Annotated in this window: 17 protein-coding genes; 3 read left to right on the top strand and 14 right to left on the bottom strand. The window is 70.3% G+C overall.

The features are described 5' to 3' along the window. Positions 1-68: 68 nt before the first annotated feature. From eccA to fdxE, 12 genes are all read right to left on the bottom strand, one after another. The gene (gene eccA / locus AC5Y43_RS08145; RefSeq protein WP_499971229.1) at positions 69-1901 is read right to left on the bottom strand and encodes a type VII secretion AAA-ATPase EccA; all 1833 of its coding nucleotides are present in this window, start codon (positions 1899-1901) and stop codon (positions 69-71) included. Continuing rightward, complete coding sequence (gene eccE, locus AC5Y43_RS08150; protein ID WP_499971231.1) at positions 1898-3100, bottom strand: type VII secretion protein EccE; 1203 nt, start codon at positions 3098-3100, stop codon at positions 1898-1900. The genes eccA and eccE overlap by 4 nt, the downstream gene beginning before the upstream one ends. Positions 3101-3119: 19 nt before the next feature. Next, positions 3120-4910, bottom strand: coding sequence for a type VII secretion-associated serine protease mycosin (locus AC5Y43_RS08155; RefSeq protein ID WP_499971233.1), 1791 nt, complete (start codon positions 4908-4910; stop codon positions 3120-3122). After that, a complete protein-coding gene (gene eccD, locus AC5Y43_RS08160; protein ID WP_499971235.1) occupies positions 4888-6405 on the bottom strand; it encodes a type VII secretion integral membrane protein EccD in 1518 nt (505 codons plus the stop codon). Before eccD ends, AC5Y43_RS08155 begins: the two co-directional genes overlap by 23 nt. A gap of 258 nt (positions 6406-6663) precedes the next feature. After that, complete coding sequence (locus AC5Y43_RS08165; protein WP_499971237.1) at positions 6664-7566, bottom strand: ESX secretion-associated protein EspG; 903 nt, start codon at positions 7564-7566, stop codon at positions 6664-6666. 94 nt (positions 7567-7660) lie between these two features. Then, a complete protein-coding gene (locus tag AC5Y43_RS08170) occupies positions 7661-7945 on the bottom strand; it encodes a WXG100 family type VII secretion target (protein ID WP_046182844.1) in 285 nt (94 codons plus the stop codon). A gap of 38 nt (positions 7946-7983) precedes the next feature. After that, positions 7984-8280, bottom strand: coding sequence for a WXG100 family type VII secretion target (locus tag AC5Y43_RS08175; RefSeq protein WP_499971240.1), 297 nt, complete (start codon positions 8278-8280; stop codon positions 7984-7986). Between the two features lie 167 nt (positions 8281-8447). Next, positions 8448-8747, bottom strand: a complete 300-nt coding sequence (locus AC5Y43_RS08180) for a PE family protein (RefSeq protein ID WP_499971242.1) — start codon at positions 8745-8747, stop codon at positions 8448-8450. A gap of 442 nt (positions 8748-9189) precedes the next feature. Further along, positions 9190-10401, bottom strand: a complete 1212-nt coding sequence (locus tag AC5Y43_RS08185) for a PPE family protein (RefSeq protein WP_499971245.1) — start codon at positions 10399-10401, stop codon at positions 9190-9192. An 11-nt stretch (positions 10402-10412) separates the two neighbouring features. Next, positions 10413-10712, bottom strand: a complete 300-nt coding sequence (locus AC5Y43_RS08190; protein ID WP_499971248.1) for a type VII secretion system ESX-5 target PE18 — start codon at positions 10710-10712, stop codon at positions 10413-10415. 49 nt (positions 10713-10761) lie between these two features. Continuing rightward, complete coding sequence (locus tag AC5Y43_RS08195; RefSeq protein WP_499971250.1) at positions 10762-12015, bottom strand: PPE family protein; 1254 nt, start codon at positions 12013-12015, stop codon at positions 10762-10764. A 418-nt stretch (positions 12016-12433) separates the two neighbouring features. Then, positions 12434-12628 (bottom strand): ferredoxin FdxE, encoded by a 195-nt coding sequence (gene fdxE, locus AC5Y43_RS08200; RefSeq protein ID WP_499971252.1) that lies wholly within the window; start codon positions 12626-12628, stop codon positions 12434-12436. Between the two features lie 554 nt (positions 12629-13182). On the opposite strand from fdxE, the gene AC5Y43_RS08205 reads away from it, so the two are divergent. After that, positions 13183-14358: a cytochrome P450 gene (locus AC5Y43_RS08205; RefSeq protein WP_499971254.1), complete on the top strand. Its 1176-nt coding sequence runs from the start codon at positions 13183-13185 to the stop codon at positions 14356-14358. Between the two features lie 23 nt (positions 14359-14381). On the opposite strand, the gene eccCa is transcribed toward AC5Y43_RS08205, so the two are convergent. Beyond that, positions 14382-18542, bottom strand: coding sequence for a type VII secretion protein EccCa (eccCa, locus tag AC5Y43_RS08210; RefSeq protein WP_499971256.1), 4161 nt, complete (start codon positions 18540-18542; stop codon positions 14382-14384). Further along, a complete protein-coding gene (gene eccB / locus AC5Y43_RS08215; RefSeq protein ID WP_499971258.1) occupies positions 18539-20059 on the bottom strand; it encodes a type VII secretion protein EccB in 1521 nt (506 codons plus the stop codon). The genes eccCa and eccB overlap by 4 nt, the downstream gene beginning before the upstream one ends. A gap of 381 nt (positions 20060-20440) precedes the next feature. Between eccB and malQ the strand changes: the two genes are divergently transcribed. Both malQ and AC5Y43_RS08225 read left to right on the top strand, forming a co-directional pair. Beyond that, complete coding sequence (malQ, locus tag AC5Y43_RS08220) at positions 20441-22600, top strand: 4-alpha-glucanotransferase (protein WP_499971260.1); 2160 nt, start codon at positions 20441-20443, stop codon at positions 22598-22600. 99 nt (positions 22601-22699) lie between these two features. Beyond that, entirely contained in the window at positions 22700-23593 is an 894-nt protein-coding gene (locus AC5Y43_RS08225) for an LLM class F420-dependent oxidoreductase (RefSeq protein WP_499971262.1), read from the top strand. Positions 23594-23595 lie beyond the last annotated feature (2 nt).

Here is a 23595-nt window from a genome sequence, read left to right on the forward strand (position 1 = left end):
GCATCGAAGCGCAAGCCAGTCAAGCTCGCTGCCACACGCTTGCAACAGATTTGGCTGAGCCGGACCGGTCAGGTGGTCTTTTTCTCGGCCACCGCCGCGCCGAGGCCCTCGGCGAGATCCTCGGCCGTCAGTTCCTTGAACCGCAACAGCTGGGCCTCGCTGAAATCGCTGAGATCGCTGGCCAACACCGCGTCCAGGTCCTCGTCGTCCAGGCGGAAACTGCGGTGATCGCGCGCCTTTTCCACCACGTTGCGCACGAAGCCGGCATTGCCCAGGGTGTCGATGCCGCGGATCAGGTCCCCGTCTTCGGAGTAGCTCTCGTCGACGTAGAACCTGGTGTACGACGGCAGCAACGCCTCGGCGGCGTCGTCGGCGATGACGTCCTCGTTCTCCCGGCCCATCAGCTTGGTCAGCGCGACAAGCTCGTCGGGCGTGTAGCTGAAGAACTCGATAACGGTCGAAAAGCGCCGTCGCAGACCCTGATTCACCTCGAGCATCTTGTCCATGGCCTTGGCGTAGCCCGCGCCGAAGACCACCAGCTCGTCGCGATGGTTCTCCATGTACAGCAGCAGCGTGTTGATGATCGCGTTGCCGTACGGGTCACCCTGGTGGTAGCCCGTCTCGTGCAGGGTGTGCATCTCGTCGAAGAACACCGCCCCACCCAGCGCGCCCTCGAGCATCTCCTCGGTGTTCTTCTCGGCGTCGGCCATGTACCGGCCCAGCAGCTTGGTGCGGCTGGTCTCCACCACCACGGGCTTGCGTAACACCGTGAGCCCGCACAGCTGCTTGGAGAACGCCCGCGCCACCGACGTCTTGCCGGTCCCGGGCGGCCCCAGCAACAGGGTGTGGCGCGACGTCACCGGCACCGGGAGGCCCATCTTGGCGCGGGCAAGGTTCACCTTGGTGGTCGACTTGATGAGCTTGATTTCCCGTTTGGCCCGTTCCATGCCCAGCATCGCGTTGAGCTCGGCGTCCCCTTCGGCCAGGTACTTGGCGGCCTCCTGCGCGTGGCGGGCGGCCTCGGTCTGCGCGCGGCTGGGCGCGCTGTCGGGGTCCCACGGATTGGTGCGGGCCTCGATGGTCTCCGGGTCGGTCAGCACCAGCCGGTAGTTGGGGTTGTCCAGGGCTTCCCTGGCCGGGCCGAACTTCGGATCCCGCGAGTACACCCGCCGCAACAACTCCACGGCCTCCTCCTCGCGGCCGACGTGGCGCAGGCACATGCCCTGGGTGTACAGCGCGATGTTGGCGGCGCCGGGAACCCGGTCGCCCTCGACGGCGGCCTCGCCGCGCCGAAAGGCCTCCTCGAAGACCCCCAGTGACGCCAGCGCCGTCGTGGCCATCGCCGCGCCGGCGGCCTTCAATTCGGGATGCCGCCAGGTCTTTCCCTCGGGGAACGCGAGCAGCACGTCCGGCCAGCGCCCGGTGCGGAAATACAGCACGCCCCGCACGTAGCTGACCACTTCCTCGTCGAACGGGTGCCGGGGCTCCACGCCGTCGAGCAGGCGGGCCGCTTCCTCGTAGCGCTTCGCCTCGGCCAGCACCGCGGCGTACGCACACGCCAGCGACTCCACGCTGGTGACGGCCAGGCGCAGGAACAGACCGTCGGAGACCTCGGGCCGAAACTGCAGATCGGTGACGCCGAGGCGGCGGGTTTCCCAGCCGAACGTCCGGACCGCCGCCCACGCGCCGGCGAGCACGTCGATACTTTGGTCGCCGGCCAGGATCCGGGCCAGCCAGCCGTCGCACATCCCCGGATCGAGCGTGGTCGCCGTGGTGAACATCTGCGCGGCCACCTGCGGGTTGTGGCTGGGCTGCAGCCCGTTCACCGAGATGCCCGACGCCAGTAGGCCGGCGACCATGGCGTTGCGGGCGTCTTCGGCGGTGGATTGGGAGCGCGTCATTGCGCTGCGGGCGCGCTTGCCGCGCTCTCGCGAAGCTGACCGACCGACAGCACGAGATCGTCGTCGCCGAGCAACGGACGGCTGGGCACGGTCAACAGCACGCGGGCCGCCGGGGCGGGCAGGCTGGCGCGAACCGCCGCCAGTTGGCGGCCGGTGAGCCGGTTGAGTCCCGACCAGACGCTTCTGGGCAGCCGGCGCTCGCTGTGGTAGCGCACCCAGGCGGACAGCTGGGGCCGGCCGCCCCGGGTGACGAGCCTGATCGTGATCACCGCGGCACCCACGTCGGGTGCGAGCAGGTCCTCGAGGGTCTCGGTGGTGATGTCGGTGGGCGTCAGCCAGAAGCTGGCGGCGAACCCGTTGAAGTGCTTGAGGTGCCGCCAGCCGGGGCGGCTCCAGGTCGGTTCCAGATCGGCCAGCACGGCGCTGTCGACCTCGGCGAGCTCGTCGGCGGTCAGCGGCCTGGCCGAGCAGTTGTGGCCGTCGAGATCCTGGGCGAGCCGCTCGGTGGCCGCCGCCAGCGTCGAGGCGAGCGAATCGCGGGCCGCGACGGCCGCGACGTTGCGCTGGGGGTTCATCCGCAGCACCAGCCAGGTGCGGCGCACGTAGGTGGCGGGTTCGTCACTGACCAGGCCCCACTCCTCGGGCCCCCAGTCGTCCAACTTGGATTTCTCGGCGGCTCTGACGTCCGGGCCGCCGCGGCGCACCTTCATCGACACGATGTCGATGCCGTCGAGGTGAATGTCGAACTGGCGCAAGCCATCCGCGACCGCGTCGACCGACAGGACGCCCGCCTTGGTCCGGTGCCGGTGGCGTCCGGCGTCGTCGTCCCCGCCGTCCACGGCGATCACCGTCACCAGGTGACCCTCATACTGGCGCACGCCGACCGTGTCGCGCCCGAAGCGGCGCTGGTGGTCGATAGCGGGCGTGCAGCCCGCCGTCAGCGCGGTGCCCGGGTCGGCCGACCAGTCCCACAGCCAGGTGGCCAGGCCCGAGGTCACGGTCAGCCCGTGGTGGGTGACCAGCGACAACAGCGTCACCAATGTCGCCAGGCCGACACCCACCCAGAACGCGATGCGGTGCTCGCCCTGCCACGACGCCGGGCAGTGGCTGGCCACCAGCATGATCAGGACGTCGATCAGGAACACCGCGGTGACCCGCGGCCACGACAAGGACAATCCAAAACTGCGCTGAGCCTTCATTGGTTTCGCTGCTCCGACCTCATTGCTGCTTACGTGTCCGCTTGATGAACATCGCTATACCGAACACGGCGCCACCGATCAGCAGAGCTGCGGTCAACCCTCCGGCTGCCACCCATACTGGCACCATATCGCGGGGCGGGGCCGCTTTCGGGAGGTTCAGCGGCGCCGACAGTTGCTGCGGAGGCTTGGCCGGCCCGTCGGGTACGTCCCAGGTCAGGGCCGCGACCGGGTCGATGACGCCGTGGCCGACCTGGTTGTCCACCCCGCGCGCCGGCGCCCTGGCGGTGCGTTCCAGCCGGTTGATGATCTGGTACGCCGATAGCTGCGGATACTTGGCGCGGACCAGGGCTGCCACCCCGGACACGATCGCGGTCGAGAAGCTGGTGCCGGCCGGGACCAGCAGGGTGTTGTCCGGGCCGTCGATCGCATTGATCAGGCCGTCGTCGCGGGGCGACAGCCCGATGACGTCGCTGCCGGGCGCGGCGATGCCCAGCCAAGGGCCGGCCACGCTCGACGAGCCCTGCCCGCCGTTCTGGGTGAGCGGCCGACCCTCGGTGTCGACCGCGCCGACCGTCAGGACGTAGTCGCTGAACCAGGACGGCGTCACCACGGTGGTGACACCGCTCCAGCCGCGGGGATCCTTGGGCTGCATGGGATCGTAGGCCGGGTTCTGCTTGCAGTCCTTCTTGCTGGTGTCGCCGGCCGCGGCGACGATGACGACGTTCTTGTCGACGGCCGCGTAGCGCACCGCGGCGCCCAGCGAGCGCTGGTCGACGACGTTGCGCGCGCTCATGCAGTTCACGTCGGAGATGTTGATGACGGTCGCGCCCATGTTGGCGGCGTGCACGATCGCCCGCGCCATGGTCTCGACGTCGTCGATCTTGGCCCGGGTCTGCGGGTCCTCGTCGCCGGTGTAGGCGTCCTTGAGGCCGAAGGCCTGGCTGGACTGGCGGATCGAGATGATGTCGACGTCCGGGGCGATGCCGCTGTAGGCGTCGGGCGGCGGCGGCGGCTTGGGCGGGTCGAGCGGGACGGCCGGATGAGCGGGGTTGTCAATGCCCACGATCTGGCGGCCGCCAACGTAGCTGGGGATCGTCACCGTGCCCGGCCCGCCGTGGTTGGCCGACGGGGCCTGCGCGGGCGGGGGTGCAGGCGGCGCAGGCGCCGCGGGCGGTGCCCCGAACGGCCCGGCGGGCCCGGGCGGTGGCGGTTCCGTCGGGGGCACCATCGTCACCGTCTGCGGCAACGGCGACAACGTCACCGTCTGCGGCGGCGGGGCTTTCGGGGGCGGCTCGGTGGTGGGGATGGTGACCGGCTTGCGCGGCGCCGCCGGCGGTGCGGCCGCCCCGTTGGCCGGGGCTGCGCCGATCATCGACGCCACGATGGTCCCGTGCGCGTCGCAGTCCGACAGCCCGTCCCCCGACATGATGTAGTCGCCACCGGGGATCAGGTGCGGAAACCTGGGGTGCGGGGTCACGCCGGTGTCGATGACGGCTACCTTCTGCCCGGCGCCGCGCCCGAACTGCCATGCCTCCTGCAGGTTCAGCATGTCCATGTACTTCGGCGGCAACCGGAAGTCGGTGCCCGGTATCACGCCGACCTCGGTGCAGTAGGAGTTCTGCTTCATCGGCGCCGGCGGCGCGGGCGTGCCGTCGGGCGGCACTGCGGCAGGATCAATCGGCGGGGGTGAAATCGCGGACGCCGGCGGCAGCCCGGCCAACGCACCCGAGGTCAACAGGAGCGCGGCGACGGCGGCCCGGGCTGCGCGCGAACGCCGCACCGTGCCGCTAGCGGTAACGGATCGCCGCATAGACGTTCATCAGCCACAACGCCAGCGGGAAGATCGGCATCAGGCAGAGGTATTCGATCCATTCCACGAATTTGCGGAACAGCGGGCTGTAGATGGTGTTGGGCACGACCGCCGCGGCCGTCATGCCCGCCGCGGGCAGCAGGACCAGGATGGCCACGCAGATCGACACCGCCAGCGGCGAGTGCAGCCCCACCGCGTACCGCACCACCACCGCGGCGACGATGATCACCGACGTCGCGGCCAGCGTGATCGCCTGCCAGCGGTCCACGTAGGAGCGGCCGCGCAGCATCAGGAACCCGGCAGTGAAGCCGGCCAGCAGCAGCGGTAGCCAGCGCTCGCCGGTGTGCGGGTTCGACAGCGCGGTCAGCGAGACCACCACCAGCACGCCGAGTCCGAACAGCAGGCCGGTCAGGAACGAGCGGGCCCGTTCGGCCTGCAGCACCACGTCGCGCACCGACGCGGGTCCCTCCAGGACGGGGGCGCCGCCGTCGGGGCGCACCACCGTGGTGGGCAGGTCGGGTCGCGCCTCGAACACCCACCGGCTGGTGGCCGACGGGAAGACGGGCAGCCGGATGCCGGCCAGCCGGCGCGACAGCGCCGGTGCGGCGTGGTAGGCCAGCACGCAGACCAGCACGACACAGGTGAAGTTGGTGACCGCGCTGGTCATCGCGACCATGCGCGACAGGCTGGCGATCGCGGTGACCACGCTGATCGTGATGATCGCGGTGTAGATGCCCAGCCGGCGGCCGGTGAAGCGCAGCGCCAGCGCCGCGGCGATGGTCAGGACGCCGAAGCCCAGCACCGCCTGGGGGGAGCCGACGCCGCCCGGCGGCGCCGAGGCCGCGGCCACGGTGAGCGGCGCGAGGCCGCTCAGCAGGATGGTGTCGGCGACGAGGCGCTCCGACTGCGTCTTCGCCCGCATGGCCATCATGATCGCCACCGCCAGGACGATCGCGGCGATGATTGCGGTGTAGACCGTGGGCAGCCAGGAGTTGTGGTGCCACCGCCACCACGCCAGCAGCGCCGACGCCGCGACGACCCCCACCGCGACCATCGAGGCGCCCACCTGGACCGCGACGGTCGGGTCGATCGCGGCGAACCGCTTGCTCAAGTTTGCCGAGACCGCGGTCGAGATGTGCTCGATGACCTGGGACCGGTGCTCGGTGTCGGGCAGGAACCGGATCCACAGCCGGTCGCCGTCGTAGACGTCCTGCTCGGTCAGGGACTGGGTGGCGCGCAGCGGCGTGCCGTCGACCAGGCAGAGCGCCCACCGGCCGCGGCCGGTGGCCTCCAGCGGGGTCTCGCCGAGTTCCCGCAGCCGGCTGTTGACCACTTTCAACAGGGGCTCGGTCATCACCGAAACCGGGGCGTTGGCGTCCAGCAGGACGCCGACCTGGACCCCCTCGCCGGCCATCACGCCGACCACCACCGCCCGGGGCTGCGAGATCCCCTCGATGTCTGCCTGTAGGGCGTCAGCTACACCTACCGCGGTCATCGCCCTGCACCCCCTGCCCTGGTGTTATTCCGCGTTGCCAGGCGGGCGGCGGTCCCGGTCGCTGCACGCGCCGGGGCGCCGCGGGCCCCCGTCAGGTGCAGCACTAGTTCGGTTTTCATCTGCCTCGCCTTGCGCTACGGAGTTGTGGTGACACTGCTGTGAATATTTGCTGATGATTCTAGAGAAGTATGCCGTCTTCGCATCCCGGCCGCATGCGGTCTGCAAAAGCGTTGGTGAAGTTTATGTTTCACGCGTATGTCAAACCCTGCTGTGCGTTTTCCATTCGCCGTAGGGCAGCGTGTCCAGCACGGTCTTGACGCCCACCTGCACCAGTTGCGGTGTCGCCGGGCAGATCGCCAGCCACGCCTCCCCCGAACCCGCGGTGCGCGCCTGCTGGTAGAGCGCGATGCGGCCGCCCGAACCGTCCTTGAGCGACAGCACCGAGGCGCTCGGGCCCTTGGCGTCGTCGCGGTACTGACGGGCGTACACGGCGACCTCGGCCGCCGGGTCGGACAGGGCCTGTCCGAGCGCGGCGACGGTGGAGGCGCTGATGCCCATCCGCCGCAGGTCGCCGCCGGAGAATACGTTGAAACCGGACTCCTGCCAGGACTTCGTCGCCTCCAGCATCTCCTCCAGCGGCACGTTGACCGCGTTGATCGCGGCGGGCTCCGCGTGGTGAATCGACTCCAGACCGTCGATCACCAGGGATGCGATCGAGGCGCTGTCGGCGACGGCGACGTCGTCGACGGTGATGTCGCTGCCGACGCGCACGGCCGACACCCAGTGCTGGCCGCGGCGGGCCAGGACCACCCGGAACTCGTTCTCGGGGATGTCGCGCGAACCGGGCGGCTGGTTTTCCTCCTCGACGACGCCGTAGAGCAGCTTGCCGCGGGAGAGCAGCGCCACGACCTCGAGGTCGGGCGCGGCGAGGACCCTCATCCGCGCGGCGACCTGCTCCTGCACCTCGTCGCCGACGACGATGCCCTGCTCGCGCATCACCGCCATCCCGGGGTGTTCGTTGAGCCAGTCGTTCGAGTCCGTCGAGACGAACGGCCGGCAGCGCAACTCCGGTGCGACGTGCCGAATGTCGAGCAGCGCCTGAAGCATCCAGAAGCCGTCGACGTTGACGGTGATGTCGGTGCGGGTGCTCTGCGGGTCCATCAATACCTCAGTAATCGAAAGTGGTTCGGAGTCGGTCGGAAACTGCAGGACGCGGCAGCACACCGACGTGTGCTGCCGCGCCTGAAGTTGGGAGTTAGGCCCAGCTGGACCCGACGGCGCTGTCGGTGCTGGCCATGTTGCTGCCGGCGCTTTGCACCTTCTGGCCGTGGGCGTTGGCCTGCTCGTAGATCACCTGGAAGTTACGACCCAACTGGGTGATGAACTCCTGGCAGGCCACCGAACCGGCGCCACCCCAAAAGTCACCGGCAGCCAGCACATCGCGCACGATGGCCTGGTGCTCGGCCTCCAACGACGCGGCCTGCGCACGAATCAACGCGCCGTGGGCATCCACATCGCCAAACTGATAATTGATTGTCATGTTTGCGTCCTCCTGAAATAAAAGAGTGAGACCCGGCGCTAGCTGCCGAGGATTTGCTGCGAAGTCTGCTCTTGCTGCTCGTAGTTGTTCGCGTCGCGCACCAGGCCATCACGCACCCCGTGCAGCATGTTCACGATGTTGCGAAACGCCTGATTCATCTGACCCATCGTGTCGTAGGACGTCGCCTGCGCCGTACCACTCCAGCCGGCACCGGCGATGTTCATCGACGACGCCCACATCTTGCGGGCCTCGTCCTCCACGGTCTGCGCGTGGACCTCGAAACGACCCGCCATCGCCCGCATCTCATGCGGGTCAGTCATAAAACGAGTTGCCATGTTGGCTTGTCTCCTTGCTTGTCGGTAATTCTCGGTGATCTGTTTTCAGTTGTGTCGAGCTCGGCCCTGCGCTGGCGCGCCGAGCCGAATGAGCAAAGATTTGGTCCCCCCTGCCGCCGGACGGCGGCCGAGTGAATGTCCGTCCCAGGCCGGGATCGCCCGACCGATCAGTGGGCGGCGGCCGCGTTGGCGGCTTCGGTCGCGGCGTAGGAACCCGAACTGATGCCCAGGGTGTTCACGAATTGCTCGTGAATCGCGGCGGCCTGGGCGCTGACGGCCTGATACATCTGCGCGTGCGCGGCGAACTGGGCGGCGGTCAGCGCCGACACCTCGTCGGCGGCGGCGGGCACGACCCCGGTGGTAGGCGCGGCTGCGGCGGCGTTCTGGGCGCTCAGCGCCGAACCGATCCCCTGCAGGCTCCCGGCTGCCGCGGCCAGCGCCTCCGGCTGTGTGGTCACGAACGACATAACTTTTCCCTCCTAGATCGCCTCCGGCACCGCTACTGTGCACGAGAGTAGATGACAACGTCCGTCTCAAGCTGGGTCCGGGCCACCCGTTAGCAAATGTTCACTCGATGGCACGGCAAATTCACTTTTGGTAACGACACAGTAACAGCGTCCGGCCCCGGACGCTGCCCTTCACAGGACCGTCACAGCAAACCGTGAGGGCGAACCCGCGGAAGGGGCCGGGGCAAGCCTGCTGGCCTGCACGGATGGATGGTATCACCGGCACGGCCAAAACGCGTGGGAGCAAATAGGAGAACGGTCGCTCGCAGCGCGGATCGGCACGCCCGCAAGTGCCGGTGGCCGGCGCGGTGTTCCGCACCGACCCGGCCCGGTGCCGGCGCGGGGTAAAAATCCGGTCGCGGATAAGGCCCGCGGGCCCGCGAGGTGCGGTCACGGGCCGTCGCTAGCCGCCGAGGGGGGGCCGCGCCATGACGGTCGGGCGGAACCCGTACCGGGGGCCGGCACCGTGGGAACCGCCGCCGCCCGCGCCGGCCAGCGGCATGCCGCCCAGCAGGTTTCCGGGCCCCGCGGCGGCCTCCGGCGCCGCGCTGATGCTGCTCACCGGGATGGCGGCGGCGTGCGGCACCGCGGGCGCGGCCCCCGCCCATGCGGCCGGTACCGACAACTTGCCGATCGAGGCCGCGCTGCCCAGATGGGCCGCCGCGCCGGCGCCGCCGCCCAGCAGGCCGCCCAGCCCCGGCAGGCCTTTGGGGACGGCGGCCGCGGCCCCCGCCGCGGGGGCGCTGATGAGCCCGAGGCTCTTGGCGACCTGTACGAAGTTGTTGCCCATGCCGATGCTGAAGTACGGCAGGCCCTCGGTGTTGTAGATCAGGCCCGCGAACGGGGTGTAGCCGTTGGCCAGCGCCCCCAGGTTGGTGGGCAGCGTGGACTGCCCGCTCAGCAGGAACCACACCTCCTGCAGCAGCGGGTTGGACGACGATGTGGCGGCCGCGGTCGGCGTGGCCAACTGGCCCAGCTGGCCTTGGATCTGGGAGAGGTAGCCCTGCAGGGTCTGCTGCAGCGAGCCGGCCGGGGTGGCCTGCGCGGCGGCGACCGCGGCGCTCTGGGTGCCCGAGGCGGCCTGGTTGGTGATCGTCGGGGCGCTTTGATACGGCGTCACCTTGGCGGCCGTCGCCGACTGGCCGGCGTAGCTGTACATCGCCGCCGCGTTCTGCGCCCAGAACTCGGCGTACTGGGCCTCCAACTGCGCGATGACGCCGTTGTTCTGGCCCAGCACGTTGGTCGCCGTGGCCTGGGTGAGCTCCGTGCGGTTGGCCGCGATGAGCGGCGGCGGCGTCACGGAGGCGAGCACGGTCTCGTAGGCCGCCGCGGCCGACTGCGCCTGGGCGGCGGCCTCCTCGGCCTGCGCGGCGGTGGTGGTCATCCACGTCACGTACGGCTGCACCGCCGTGGCCATCGACGCCGACGCCGGCCCCAGCCACTCCTCGCTGGACAGCGACGTGATCAGCTTGTCGTAGCCTGCGGCCGCCGAATTCAGTTCGGCCGCAATGCCATTCCAGGCCGAGGCCGCCGCCACCAACGACGTCGAGCCCGGACCCGCATAGATCTGCGCGGAGGTGACCTCCGGAGGCAGCGCACCCAAATCGATTGTCATGTCCTCATCTCCTAGCCGGCCGCGGCCGCGTTGGCCGCCTCGGTCGCCGCGTACGACCCCGAACTGATGCCCAGGGTGTTGACGAACATCTCGTGGATTGCCGCAGCCTGGGCGCTGACGGCCTGATACATCTGGGCATGCGCGGCGAACTGCGCCGCCGTCAGCGCCGACACCTCGTCGGCGGCCGCCGGGACCACTCCCGTCGTCGGGGCCGCCGCCGCGGCGTTCTGGGCGCTCAGCGCCGAGCCGATGCCCTGCAGGCTGCCCGCCGCGGCTGCCAGCGCCTCGGGTTGCGTTGTCACGAACGACATGTGCTCTCCTCCTCGAATTTCATGGCCCTTGGACGGACGCGCCTCCTGGTCATCCGGCCGACGGCGGCCGGGCCAGCACGCTGTAGCGGAACCCGTATTTGTTGGTGTAGCCGTAGCCCGCGGTGCGGCGCGCGACGCCGCCGGGCGGGATGCCCCGCAGCACGGCGTTGCTGCCCGGCGCGGCCCCGGCGCCGGCCTGTAGGGGGGCCGCCTCCTCGGCCGCCGCCAGCGTGACGCCCGCCTCCGACGTCGGCGTCGTCCAATTCGCCGGGACCGACAGCAGCCCGACCTTGCCGGCCTGCCCCGCGCCCGCCGACACCGCCGCGCTGGTGTGGGCGCCCGCGGCGCCGCCGCCCACGGTGCCCAGGTGCAGGCCGGCGAACTGTGGCGTCGGGTACCAGGCACCGCCCGAACCGGCCGTCGTACCGGTACCGAACGTCAGCTGCTGGCTGATGGACACGGCGGACTGGCCCATGCCCACCCCGAAATAGGCCTGCAGGGTGTTCTTGAGGATCGGGGTGTACTGGCTGGAGGCCAGCCCCAGCCAGTTGTTGGTCGGGGTCGGCAACCCGTAGGTCAGGAAGTCCTTGAGCTGGCTCTCCAACATCGAAAACGGCCACGTCGACGAGATCCCCGTCGAAAGTTGTTGCAGCGCTTGGGGAACCGTGGCGGCCGGGAGGAGTTGGGTGACGGCGGCAGCCGTCTGGCCGGAGCTGCCGGCCGGTTCGGCGACGGCCTGGGCCACCGCGAGGCCCTGGCCGGCGATCCCCTCCGGGGTGGTGGTGTTCGGCGGCGGTTGATAGGGGGTCAGCTGCGCGGCCGTCGCCGACGCGGCGGCGTAGCCGTACATGGCGGAGGCGTCCTGGGCCCACATCTCCATGTAGTGGGCCTCGGTGGCCATGATCGCCGGCGTGTTCTGGCCGAAGAAGTTGGTCGCGACCAGCGTCATCAACAGCAGCCGGTTGGCCGCGATCACCGGGGGCGGCACGGTCATCGCGAAAGCGGTCTCGAAAGCGGCGGCCGCCGCGCGCGCCTGGCCGGCGCTCTCCTCGGCCAGCCCGGCCGCCGCGCCGAGCCAGCCGACGTAGGGCGTGATCGCCGCCAGCATCGTCGACGCCGAGGGCCCCACCCAGGGCGCGCTGATGAGCTCCGTGAGCACCGAGTTGTAGCTGCCGGCCGCGGTCGCCAGCTCCGCCGCCAACTCGTCCCAGGCCGTCGCGGCAACCATGATCGACTCGGCCCCCGGGCCCGCATAGATACGACCGGAATTGATTTCGGGCGCTAGCGCTCCGAAGTCGAACACCGTGTCCTCCTCAGTTGGCCGTGATTGCGTGGGCAATCGCGTCGGACGGGGCGAAAGCATGGTGGGCGCGGTCACAACTCTGTGGACCAGCAAACCCATTTCCGGGGAGCGTCAACACCTTGCGGCCCGGCTCGGTCGGCCGGGACAGGCCCCGTGCTGCCAGGATTCTCGGACGTCTGGCCAGGAACGAAATGCGCAATTTGCCTCGTCTACCCCGCTGTCAGCAACCGAGCGACAGCTCTTGGTGCCTGAACTGCCGCTCGCAAGCGACATTAGCTGGTCATGGCTGACACGCCGACCCACGACGCCAAGTGTTTACAACTGGCAAACCAATGTTCATTCCAGGTCAGCCGCCGTTCACAAGCGGCCGCCCAGTGTTCACGCGCAGTTTGCCCAACAAGTCGCCCGGGGGCGGCCGCTACTCCTCGTCGATCAGCAGCGCCATCTCCGGACAGGCGGCCACGCCGTCGCGGGTAAGCCGCTCGTCTTGCGGCCGCACCTCGCGCTCCTCGAGGATCGAATAGCCCGAGTCGTCGATCGGGAAGAGGTCGGGATCCACCGCGTAGCACTGGGCGTGGCCGACACATCTGGACTTTTCGAGGCGAACCTTCACGCGCGGTCCTTCGACGACGGTTCGGGGTTGTGCCGGTCCACTCTACCGACGCGGGGACGGTCGCGAGCGCGGCCGAGGCCGCCGGTTGGGTGGTCGCCAACGCCATGTGTCGCCTCCTCGAATCTCGCCGGCCTCCGACTGTGCGTCACGTTAGTTCGCGGCGGCCGATCGGCAATCGGACGAACTCGGCGGTCAGCCGGCGGGCGCGCGCCGTCCGCCTCCCGGCCCGGGCGCCGGTGCGGCGGCGGCGCCTGCCCGCGCGCGCGTGGCAGGGCGATGTCGGCGGCCGTGAGCTGCGATAACCGGCCCGCGGCCCACCGATCGACCCGCGGCGACGCCGCCGCGCGGCTCCCGCCGGCGCGCAGGGCCGGGGCGCCCGCGGCCGGCGCGCGCAATAAAATCCCGTCGCGGATAAAGCCCTCTTGAGCGCCGTTTTCGCGGACTCCTGCGAGGGGTGGGCGACACGAGTGGTCGGCCTGTGCCCCGCGTGCAATATTGGTGTGCCACCGATAGACAATTCACGAAAGCCGAACGGACACGCGGAGTTCAGACCCATGAGCACTCTCGGTGCCGGCCAGCCGGGCGCCTTCCACCTCCCGCGGCTCGAATACTCCAAGTTGCCGATGGCCGCCGACCGGGGCGTCGGGTGGAAGGCGTTGCGGGACGCCGGACCGGTGGTGTTCATGAACGGCCACTACTACCTCACCCGGCGCGAGGACGTCCTTGCCGCGCTGCGCAACCCGGAGGTCTTCTCGTCACGGTTGGCGCTGCAACCGCCCGGCAGCCCGCTGCCGGTGGTGCCGCTGGCGTTCGACCCCCCGGAGCACACCCGATACCGCAAGATCCTGCAGCCGTATTTCAGTCCACAGGGGCTGAGCGAGTCCAGGCCCGTGCTGGCGCGTCACGCCGCCGGGATGATCGCAGCGCTTGCCGCACAGGGCGAGTGCGACGCGATGGCGGATTTCGCGAACCTGTACCCCTTCCAGGTCTTCCTCGATCTCTACGGGCTGCCGGTCGAAGACCGGGACCGCATCATCGAGTGGAAGGACGCCATCGTCGGCGACCGGCCCTACTCGACGCGGGCCGACCTCGAGAAGGCGGGCGAGCTGTTGGCGTATCTCACCGACGCGATCGCACAGCGCCGGGCGAGCCCGGGCCCGGACATGCTGTCCCGCGTGATGACCGGCGAGGGCGACTTCAGCGATCTCGAGCTGCTGGGCATGAGCCACCTGTTGATCCTGGCGGGCCTGGACACGGTGACCGCGGCCATCGGGTTCTCGCTGTTCGAACTCGCGCGCCGGCCGCAGCTGCGCGACTCGCTGCGCGACAACCCGGGGCAGATCAGGCCTTTCATCGAAGAGATCGTCCGGCTGGAGCCCTCCGCGCCGGTGGCGCCGAGGGTGACGACGCAGATGGTCACCATCGGCGGCATGACGCTGCCCGCCGGCACCCCGGTGCGGCTGTGTATGGCCGCGGTCAACCGCGACGGCAGCGACGCGACGTCGACCGACGAGCTGTTTTTGGACGGTAAGGTGCACCGGCACTGGGGATTTGGCGGCGGCCCGCACCGCTGCCTGGGCTCGCACCTGGCGCGCATCGAGCTGACCATCGTCGTGGACGAATGGCTCAGGCAGATCCCCGACTTCGACCTGCCGGCGGGCTACGCGCCGGAAATCAGGTTTCCGTCAAAGACCTTCGCGCTCAAGGAATTACCCTTGCGCTGGGCCTGAGCCCAGACTGAGCCCAGCCGGCCCTACTTGCGGAACTCGGTGGCGGCCACCTGGACGAACACGCCGGTGTCCTCGGCCATCAGCAGACCGCGGCCGCGGGGCAGCGGGCCACCCTTCATCTTGCCGCGGATGAAGCCCTCGTCGGGGTCGGCGTCCATCACCAGCAGCGGCGCGTTGGCCTGGTGCAGCGCCCGCAGCATCGGGTCGCTGCCCGCCGAAGACCAACCGCCGAAGGTGCGGGTGACGATCACGTGCAGGCCCACGTCGGAGGCCCGGGTGACCCAGGCCGCGGCCTTGTGCAGCGGCGAATCGAAACCGGCCGGCATCTGCTGGATGTCGTCGACGATCAGGAAGATCTCCGGGCCGCTCCACCACGAGTGCGACATCAGCTCCTCCGCCGACAGGCCGGGCGGTGGCTCGCGGCTGGCCAGCAGGGCGGACAGGTCGTTCATCATCGCCTGCACCCCGTCGAGGTTGTAGGCGAAGTTCTCGACGTACTCCGAGCCCATCACGGTCAGCAGTTGACGGCGCGGATCGACGAGCCACACCTGAGCCGACGGCCGCCCGGGCGGTGGGGGCGGTGCGCTGCTGGCGCCGGGCGCATACAGCCGGCCGATCTCGGACATGATCGTCGCCAGCGTCGTCGTACGCCCACATTCGCGCCGGCCCGTCACCATCAGGTGCGCGTTCTCGGCGAAATTGAGGTACACCGGCGCCAGGTCCAATTCCGAGATGGCCCAGGTGATTCCGCCGGCACCGACGCCCTGGCGGGTATCGCGGGCGGCCAGTTCGCGCACCTGGTCCACGCCGAAGCGCGCGGGCAGCCGCCGGATCGGCGGGGCCTGCCCGCTCGCCAGCCGGCTGACCGCCTCGACGATGCTGTCGGAGGCGAACACGTTGTCGCGCGTGCTGCCCAGCGCGGGCCGGGCCACCAACGTGTGCAGGCCGGCCTGCGGGTCGGCGTCCAGGCGGACGTAGTTGACCGCGACCATGCCGCGCCCCGGCTTGACCGGGACCTCCTTGGCGAACCGGGACCGCACCAGCTTGGCGTCTTCCACTGCGGCCAGGCGCAGCTCGACGCGGCACCCGAAGCCGCTGCGCACCGGCGGCCGCAGCTCGGATTCGCGATCGGCGGTGACGACCACGTGCACCCCGAATGACGGGCCCTGGTTGATGATCAGGTTCACCTGCTCGATCAGGACCTCGTTCTCCTCGGCCAGCGCCCGGTAGTTGTCGATCACCAGGTAGACGTCGCCGAAGCCGTCGTTGGGCACCGGCCCGGCCTCGCCGGCGAACTTGCGGCGCCGGAACACCTCCATCGACGCGATGCCGTATTCGAGGAAGCTGCGCTTGCGCTCGCGGACCAGCGCCAGCAGCTCGGCCACCGTGCGGCGCACACCGTACGGGTCGGTCGGGCCCGCCACCTCGCCCACGTGGGGCAGCTGGGCGACGGTGGTCAGGGCGGTGCCGCTGTAGGCCAGGCAGTAGAACTGGACCTGCTCGGGCGTGTGGGTCAGCGCCGCCGAGCAGATCAGCGTCTGCAGCGCCGTGGTCTTGCCCGAACCGCCGGCCCCGAGGATCAGGACGTTGGCGCCGGGGCCGGAGGTGTCGACCGTCCACGGCGGCTGGTCGTGCTTGAACGGCCGGTCGATGATCCCGATCGGGAAGACCAGGTCCTGCGCGCTGCCGTAGTCCTGCTGCCAGGAGTGGCCGAGGAACCGGTTGACCAGCTCGTCGATGGCGACGGGCTTGCTCAGCGGCGGCTGCCACAGCCGGTATGGCTCGAAATCGATCTTGCGCAGCTGATCGATGATCACCGTGCCGACCTTGGGGGTCCTGACGCTTTCGTCCTCCTCGGCCTCGGGCGCCTCGAGGACCTCGCCGTTGGAACCGTTGGTGTACGGCTCCGGCTGCGGCCCGCCGACGCTGACCTCCAGCGGGGTGAACGAGTTGGTGAACAGTTGCGGGCGAACGTAATCGATGCTGTGCACCAGCGCAGGCGCCTCGTCACCGTCGATCGAGGACCCGCGGGAGACGAAGTCGCGCCACAGGAACTCCGCCTGGAACCGGACGATGTCCTCCAGGCTGCGGCGGAAGTAGCCCAGGCCGGCCTGGGCCGGCAGGTTCACCGCGTTCGGGACGCCCGCGGCCTGCGCCGCCCCGGCGGTGCGGGCCTTCAGCACCAACCGGTATCCCATGTTCTCCATGAGCTTTTCGGCGCGGCTCTCGATCGTCTGCGACGCCATCATCAGGTGGATCCAGTACGCCCGGCCCTGACGCCCGATGGAGTCCAGCACGTCGACCGCCGTCGGCATGATGCGGAACCACTCGTAGAACTCGTCGATGACGACCACCAGCATCGGCAGCGGCGGCATGTCCTGGCCGCGGGCCCGCATCCGGGAGCGCACGCTGTTGTACTCCTTGGCGTCGTCGACGCCGGCGCTGTCGCAGATCGCCTTGCGGCGCGCGATCTCGCCCCACAGCGCGTCCAGGAAGCGCTCCATCAGCGCCTGGTCCTCTTCCAGGTCGGTGATGATGCGCGACACGTGCGGCACCCCGGCGAACGGCTTGACCGCCGAACCACCCTTGAGGTCGGCCAGGACGAACTGCAACTCCTCCGGCGGGTGGCCGAGCATCAGCGACTCGATCACCGTGCGCACCAGCGTCGACTTACCCGAGCCCGTGGTGCCCGACATGACGCCGTGCGGGCCGTCGCCGCCCTCGTCCAGCGACTTCATGTCCAAGAACAGCAACTCGCCGTTGTCGGAACGGTTTCCGAACGGCGCCCGCAGCCGCGACCGGCCCATGGAGTCGGTGCGGCTGCCCCACAGCGCGTCGAAGTCGATGTCGGCCGGGTCGTCGATCCCGTAGTAGGCCATGATGTCCCGGGCGCCGATGTGGGCCACCCGCTGGCCGATCTCTTCGTACGCCTCGGCCAGCCGCCAGCGCGCCAGCTTCTGCGCGAACTCCTCGGCCTCGGCGACGCTGACGTGGTCGGTCAGCGCGAAGAACCACGGCTTCTCGTCGATGACCATCCACGTGTCGCGGTCGCGCGGCAGCGCCTCGATGACGCCCCGGTCGTCGAACCGCAGCGTGCGCTCCGGCACGGCCGACCACATCGACGCGCCGGTCAGGTCGAAGAACGTCACGCCGTCGATGCCCTCGGCGCTGATGACGAACTCCCACTGCGGGTCGGTGATGTCGGCGATGATCACGGTGTGCGGCGTCGGGGTCTGCGCCGACGAGCTGGCGTGCCGGGGCGTGAAAGACCCACGGCCGGCGAACAGTTCGGCTTGCTCGGCGGCGAATTCGCGCACCGAGCTGTAGACCATCCGCGCGTTGCCCGCCGCGTCCTGGCGTCGCGGGTCACCGAAGTGCGGCAGCCACTTGACCCAATCCCATTGGTCCAGATCGGAACTCACCACGATCATCTGCACGTGGTCGGGCCCGTGGGAGAACGCCAGCTGGCAGGCGATGGCGCGCATCAGTCCCAGCACCTGCTCGCGCTCCCCGATCAGCGAGTACCACGGCTCGACCAGCAGCGAGATCATCTTGGGCAGGTTGTAGACGACGCTCTGGTAGCGGCCGAACTCCTGCAGCGCCTTGCCGGTCACCGGCTCGAGCTCGATGTCGGTCGGCATGTTCTGGGGCTCGCCCCAGGTCACCTCGGGGCGCGTCATGCCCACCCCGACCCGCACCACACCGAAGTTGAGGTCCTTGCCGTCGGGCTTGCGCTCCCACATCCGCGGCGATCCGACCGCGGCCGTCAGCGTGGTCGGTTCCGGGTGGAACCAGCGGTAGTTGGCGTCCATGCTGTCGGCCGACTCGTGGGCCGTCTCGCGCAGCATGTCCAGCATCAGCATGAACTGGGCGCGCATCGCGTCCAGCTTCGGCCGGCTCATCTGCTGCTGGCCGCCACCGACGCCGCGCATCATCATCATCATCATTCCGCCGACCATGAAGATCGGGAAGATCGCGCCGATCCCGCCGAACACGTGCGAGCCGCTGGCGAAGGTCATCGCGACCATCCCGCCCAGCAGGCCGATGACCACGACGCCGACCACCACGATCCACCAGGGCTTGCCCTCGGGCGGCGGGATGCTCAGCGGGGTCGGCAGGACGATGTTCTCCGGCTTGATCACCGGCGCCTTTTCCGGTGTGGGCCGGGCGAATCCACGTTTCATCGGGGTACCACCAACTCTGCAGGGGACATGTCCATCGGTAAGGTGTCGTGCTCCACCAGGGCGTCCGCGCGCGACAGGGTGGGGCCCTGGGGCAGCAGCCGCAGCGCCACCCACGGTGCCAGGCTCGGCGTGGTCTTCAGGCCCAGCGCCTCGCGGGCCTCACGGGTGTCGTCCACCCCGAACCGGGCGCCCGCGTCCGTCAGCCACCACAGCGACTCCGTCGTCTTGGCGCCGGCGTCGTTGCCGGTGACGGCCACGAAGTTGGCGTGGTCGGGAGCGAAGTAGACCTGGTCGGCCTCGCGGCCGGTGGTGTCGGCCTTCACCAGGGAGACGACCTTGCTCGACTCCTTGGGCCCGACGGGCAGGGTCGACCCGGACACAACCTGGATGCGGGCCCGGTTCTCGCCGGACGTCTTCTGCCACCACCAGCAGGTCGCCGGGTTCTCCCGGATATCCATCACGTTCAGCGGGTTGTCGGGATACGACGACAGGTCCAGCTTGTTGACCACCGGCATCTTCGCCAGCGCCGACGGTTCCACCGTCACCGGCTTGGTACTGGAACCCGGGCCGCCGGCGTTCTGCAGGATCTGGGCCACCAGCGGCGGCAGCGTCTGGACACCCTCGGTCAACACCAGCGAATACTGTTGCGGCCCACTGATTTGCGGGGTGACGATCACCGTCCCCACCGGGCCCGGTGCGCCTCCGAACGCGGCCGGGGAACCCGCGTTCGGTATCTCCGGCACCGTCAGCTCGGGTCCCACCGGCAACGCGTCGTACAGGGCGCGGCTCATCGGCTTGGCCATGCTGACCTGCTCGGGCGTCAGGCCCAGCGGCAACAGCACCGAGCGGTTCGTCGCGTCGATCTTCGAGCGGCGGCCCTGCCGGACCACCCACGTGTCGTCGCCGTAGCGCAGCACCACGGCGTCCGAGCCGTTGAGCACCTGACGGTGGCCGCTGAGATCGGGGGTGCCGTCGATCACCGTCACCGTGACCCCGGACGGCGCGCCGACGCCGGTCGAGCCCACCGTGTCGCACACCAGCCAGGACGACGCCGCAGGAGTCTTGGGGGCGAAATGCGACGGCGCGCCGGGGATGCCGACCAGCGGCCCGCGGGGCAGGCTGGCGATCTGGCTGGACCGCACCAGGTGCGGGTTGTCCGGGCGTCCCGTGATCAGCCGGGCCGAGGCCAGGTTCAGCGCCGGATACAGCTTGTCCCCCACGCGGACGTAGAGGGCGCCGGAGTCGCGGTCGGCGATGATCGGCGACTCGTTGATCTGGCCCGACGGGCTCAGGAACGACCACAGCAGCGCGCCCAGGCAGATCACCAGCGACGCGGAGACCGAGGCGATGACCGCCAGGGTCTGGCGCCGGCCCGGCTCGATTTCCATGCGGACGCGCCAGCGGGTCAGCGCCATCGCGGTGCGGCGGGCCAGGAACTGGTAACCGGTTACCTGGGTCCGGGTCGACAACCCGAGGCCGTAGCCCGACCCCCGCTGCCCGCGACTCTCTTCCGCCACGTTGATTCACCATCCGGTCTGCTCAGAACGCCTGGATATTGCTGGATATTGTCCGTCTCGACGATTACGGCGACAACCGCCCGCGAGGATCGGGTGCCGGCAGCCGCGCAGGCGCCTTCGCTGTTACCACTGATCCCCCGGCCGGATTTGTCGCGTCTTCACTGGGCATGTTAGCCGCGGACGGCCGACTAGTCCTGTTGAACGGCCACTTGGCCCCGGCCGCTGGCCGGTCCGCCGGGCGATCCCGCTCGCAATCGAATGTGGGTGCACGGCGGTGGGTGTGACTCCGGGGCGGAGAAATCGCCCTCGATCGCGCGGCCAGCGCACGCTCAACGCCGTCAGCTCACACTGACGGCGCGGATCTCCAGCAAGATGGGCGACATGACTGAGCTCGCGCCCTCGCTGGTCGAACTCGCCCGCCGGTTTCACATCGCGACCGACTACGAGGACTGGACCGGCCGGCGCGTGCCCGTCGGCCCCGACACGCTGGTGGCTGTGCTCGCCGCGCTGGGCGTGGCCGCGGCCACGGAACGGGAGCGCAACGACGCGCTGGCCGCCCGACGGCGGGCGTATTGGGAGCGCCGGATGCCGGGGACCATCGTCGGACGCACCGGCGAGCAGATCCGATTCTGGGTGCACGTGACCCACGGCCACCCCGCCGAGGTGTGGGTGGAGCTCGAGGACGGCACGGTGCGCGGCGGGATCCGGCAGGTGGACAACTTCACCCCACCCTTCGACCTCAACGGCCGGTTGATCGGTGAGGCCAGCTTCGTGCTGCCCACCGGTCTACCGCTGGGCTATCACCGCGTGCACCTGCGCTCCGGCGATGTCGAAGCCAGCACCGCGCTGATCGTGACCCCGGACTGGCTCGGTTTGCCCGAGCGGCTCGGGGCGCGCCGCGGGTGGGGGCTGGCAGCGCAGCTCTACAGCGTGCGGTCGCGGCACTCGTGGGGCGTCGGGGACCTCACCGACCTGGCCGACCTCGCGGTGTGGTCGGCGTCGTGCCACGGCGCCGACTACGTGCTGGTCAACCCCCTGCACGCCGCCGGGTTCGCCGGGCCGACGGGCCGGATGGAGCCCTCTCCCTACCTGCCGACGTCGCGCCGCTTCGTCAACCCGCTCTACCTTCGCGTGGAGGCGGTCCCCGAGTACGCCGACCTGACCAAGCGCGGCCGGGTACGGCGGCTGCGGTCCGACGTCCAGCGGCGCGCCGCCCGGCTCGACGCCATCGACCGCGACGGCGCGTGGGCGGCCAAGCGCGCGGCGCTCGAGCTGCTGCACCGGGTGCCGCGCTCGGCGGGCCGCGAGCTGGCATATACCGCGTTCCGCGACCGCGAGGGAACCCCACTCGACGACTTCGCCACCTGGTGCGCGCTGGCCGAGGAATACGGCGGCGACTGGCATCGCTGGCCGGAGGACCTGCGGCGCCCCGACGCCGCCGGGGTACGGGACTTCGCCGAAACCCATTCGGACACAATCGATTTCCACCGCTGGTTGCAGTGGCAGCTCGACGATCAGCTCGCCGCGGCGCAGTCGCAGGCGGTCCGTGCCGGCATGGGGTTGGGCATCATGGCGGACCTGGCCGTCGGCGTGCACCCCAACGGTGCCGACGCCTGGGCCCTGCAGGAGGTGCTGGCGCTCGGGGTGACCGCGGGCGCGCCGCCGGACGAGTTCAACCAACTCGGCCAGGACTGGTCGCAGCCGCCGTGGCGGCCGGACCGCCTCGACGAGCAGGAGTACCGGCCCTTTCGCGCGCTGATCCGCGCCGTGCTGCGGCACGCCGGCGGCGTCCGCATCGACCACATCATCGGGTTGTTCCGGCTGTGGTGGATTCCGCAGGGCGCGCCGCCCACCGAGGGCACCTATGTGCGCTACGACCACGAGGCGATGATCGGCATCGTCGCGCTGGAGGCGCACCGGGCCGGGGCGCTGGTCGTCGGCGAGGACCTCGGCACCGTCGAACCGTGGGTGCGTGACTACCTCTTGCTGCGCGGGGTGCTGGGCACCTCCATCCTCTGGTTCGAGTCCGACCGCGACGGGAACGGCGGGCCGCTGCCCGCCGAGCGCTGGCGCGAGTACTGCCTGTCGTCGGTGACCACCCACGATCTACCGCCGACGGCGGGCTACCTGGCCGGCGACCACGTGCGGCTGCGGGAGTCCCTGGGGTTGTTGACCCGGCCCGCGGCGGACGAGCTCGAATCCGATCGGGCCGAGCTGGCGGCCTGGATGACCGAGCTGCGCCGGGTGGGTCTGCTGGCCGACGGCGGAGACGATCCCGAAGCCGACCCGGAAGCCGTCGTGCTGGCGCTGTACCGGTACCTGGGCCGGACGCCGTCGCGGCTGCTGGGGGTGGCCCTGACCGACGCGGTCGGTGACCGGCGGACCCAGAACCAGCCGGGCACCACCGACGAATACCCCAACTGGCGGGTCCCGCTGACCGGCCCGGACGGCCGGCCGGTGCTGCTCGAGGACGTCTTCGCCGATCGCCGGGCGGCCACCCTGGCCGAGGCCGTCCGCGCGGCGATCGCGCCGCTTGCCTAGCCGGCGGCGACCCGTCCCCCAGCCCCGCGGGGGCGCCCCCAGCGCCTTCGCCGCGCTCGCGATCGCCGCCAGGCAGGCGTACCTGTAGCTTCTGGTCCCATGACGGCTTCCCCGAAGATAGGGGTCCTGGCCCCGGTCGCCGACGGCGTCACCGCGGATCCCGAATTCATGGCGGCCTTCGCGGGCCACCTGGAGCGGTGCGGGTTCGAGTCGATCGTCGTCGTCGAGCACACCGTCCTGGCCACCCGCTACGACAGCGTCTACCCCTACGACAGCTCCGGGCGCGTCGGCCTGCCCGCCGACTGCCCCATTCCCGACCCGCTGGACCTGCTGGCCTTCCTGGCCGGTCACACCAGCCGCCTGGGCCTGGCCACCGGGGTGCTGGTGCTGCCCAACCACCACCCGGTGGTCCTCGCCAAGCGCGCGGCGACCGTCGACGCGCTCTCGGGCGGACGGCTGCGGCTGTGCGTGGGCGTGGGCTGGCTGCGGGAGGAACTCGAGGCCTGCGGGGTGGACTTCGAGAGCCGTGGCCGACGGGCCGACGAGCAGTTGGCCGTGCTGCGGGCGCTCTGGGAGGACCGGCCGCAGGGGGTATCGCACCACGGCGAGTTCTTCGGCTTCGACGACGTCACGTGCTACCCCAAACCGGTTGCCGGACAACGGCTTCCGATTCACATCGGCGGGCACAGCCGGGCCGCGGCGCGCCGCGCCGGGCGGCTGGGCGACGGCCTGCAGCCGCTGGGCGTGGCCGGCCCGCGGCTCGCGTCGCTGATCGCGCTGATGCGGGAGGAGGCCACGGCGGCCGGCCGCGACCCGGAGGCCCTGGAAGTCTCCCTGGGCCACACCGTCACCAAGATCGACGCGGAGCGCGCGGGCGCCCTGGCAGAGCAGGGCGCCGACCGGATCGTGCTGTCGAGTCCGCCGACGGCCGACCTCGAGGAGGCCAAGGACATGCTGTCGGCGTGTGCGCAACGGCTGGCGCTGACCCCGTAAGC

Source organism: Mycobacterium sp. NGS57 (assembly GCF_059812405.1).

Bases quoted from the DNA above. Each gene is read 5' to 3' on its own strand.
- AC5Y43_RS08155 (WP_499971233.1), bottom strand. From the start codon at position 4,910: ATGCGGCGATCCGTTACCGCTAGCGGCACGGTGCGGCGTTCGCGCGCA.
- AC5Y43_RS08170 (WP_046182844.1), bottom strand. From the start codon at position 7,945: ATGACAATCAATTATCAGTTTGGCGATGTGGATGCCCACGGCGCGTTG.
- eccD (WP_499971235.1), bottom strand. From the start codon at position 6,405: ATGACCGCGGTAGGTGTAGCTGACGCCCTACAGGCAGACATCGAGGGG.
- eccA (WP_499971229.1), bottom strand. From the start codon at position 1,901: ATGACGCGCTCCCAATCCACCGCCGAAGACGCCCGCAACGCCATGGTC.
- AC5Y43_RS08165 (WP_499971237.1), bottom strand. From the start codon at position 7,566: ATGGACCCGCAGAGCACCCGCACCGACATCACCGTCAACGTCGACGGC.
- AC5Y43_RS08225 (WP_499971262.1), top strand. From the start codon at position 22,700: ATGACGGCTTCCCCGAAGATAGGGGTCCTGGCCCCGGTCGCCGACGGC.
- malQ (WP_499971260.1), top strand. From the start codon at position 20,441: ATGACTGAGCTCGCGCCCTCGCTGGTCGAACTCGCCCGCCGGTTTCAC.
- AC5Y43_RS08190 (WP_499971248.1), bottom strand. From the start codon at position 10,712: ATGTCGTTCGTGACAACGCAACCCGAGGCGCTGGCAGCCGCGGCGGGC.
- AC5Y43_RS08185 (WP_499971245.1), bottom strand. From the start codon at position 10,401: ATGACAATCGATTTGGGTGCGCTGCCTCCGGAGGTCACCTCCGCGCAG.
- eccCa (WP_499971256.1), bottom strand. From the start codon at position 18,542: ATGAAACGTGGATTCGCCCGGCCCACACCGGAAAAGGCGCCGGTGATC.
- AC5Y43_RS08175 (WP_499971240.1), bottom strand. From the start codon at position 8,280: ATGGCAACTCGTTTTATGACTGACCCGCATGAGATGCGGGCGATGGCG.
- eccE (WP_499971231.1), bottom strand. From the start codon at position 3,100: ATGAAGGCTCAGCGCAGTTTTGGATTGTCCTTGTCGTGGCCGCGGGTC.
- AC5Y43_RS08205 (WP_499971254.1), top strand. From the start codon at position 13,183: ATGAGCACTCTCGGTGCCGGCCAGCCGGGCGCCTTCCACCTCCCGCGG.
- AC5Y43_RS08180 (WP_499971242.1), bottom strand. From the start codon at position 8,747: ATGTCGTTCGTGACCACACAGCCGGAGGCGCTGGCCGCGGCAGCCGGG.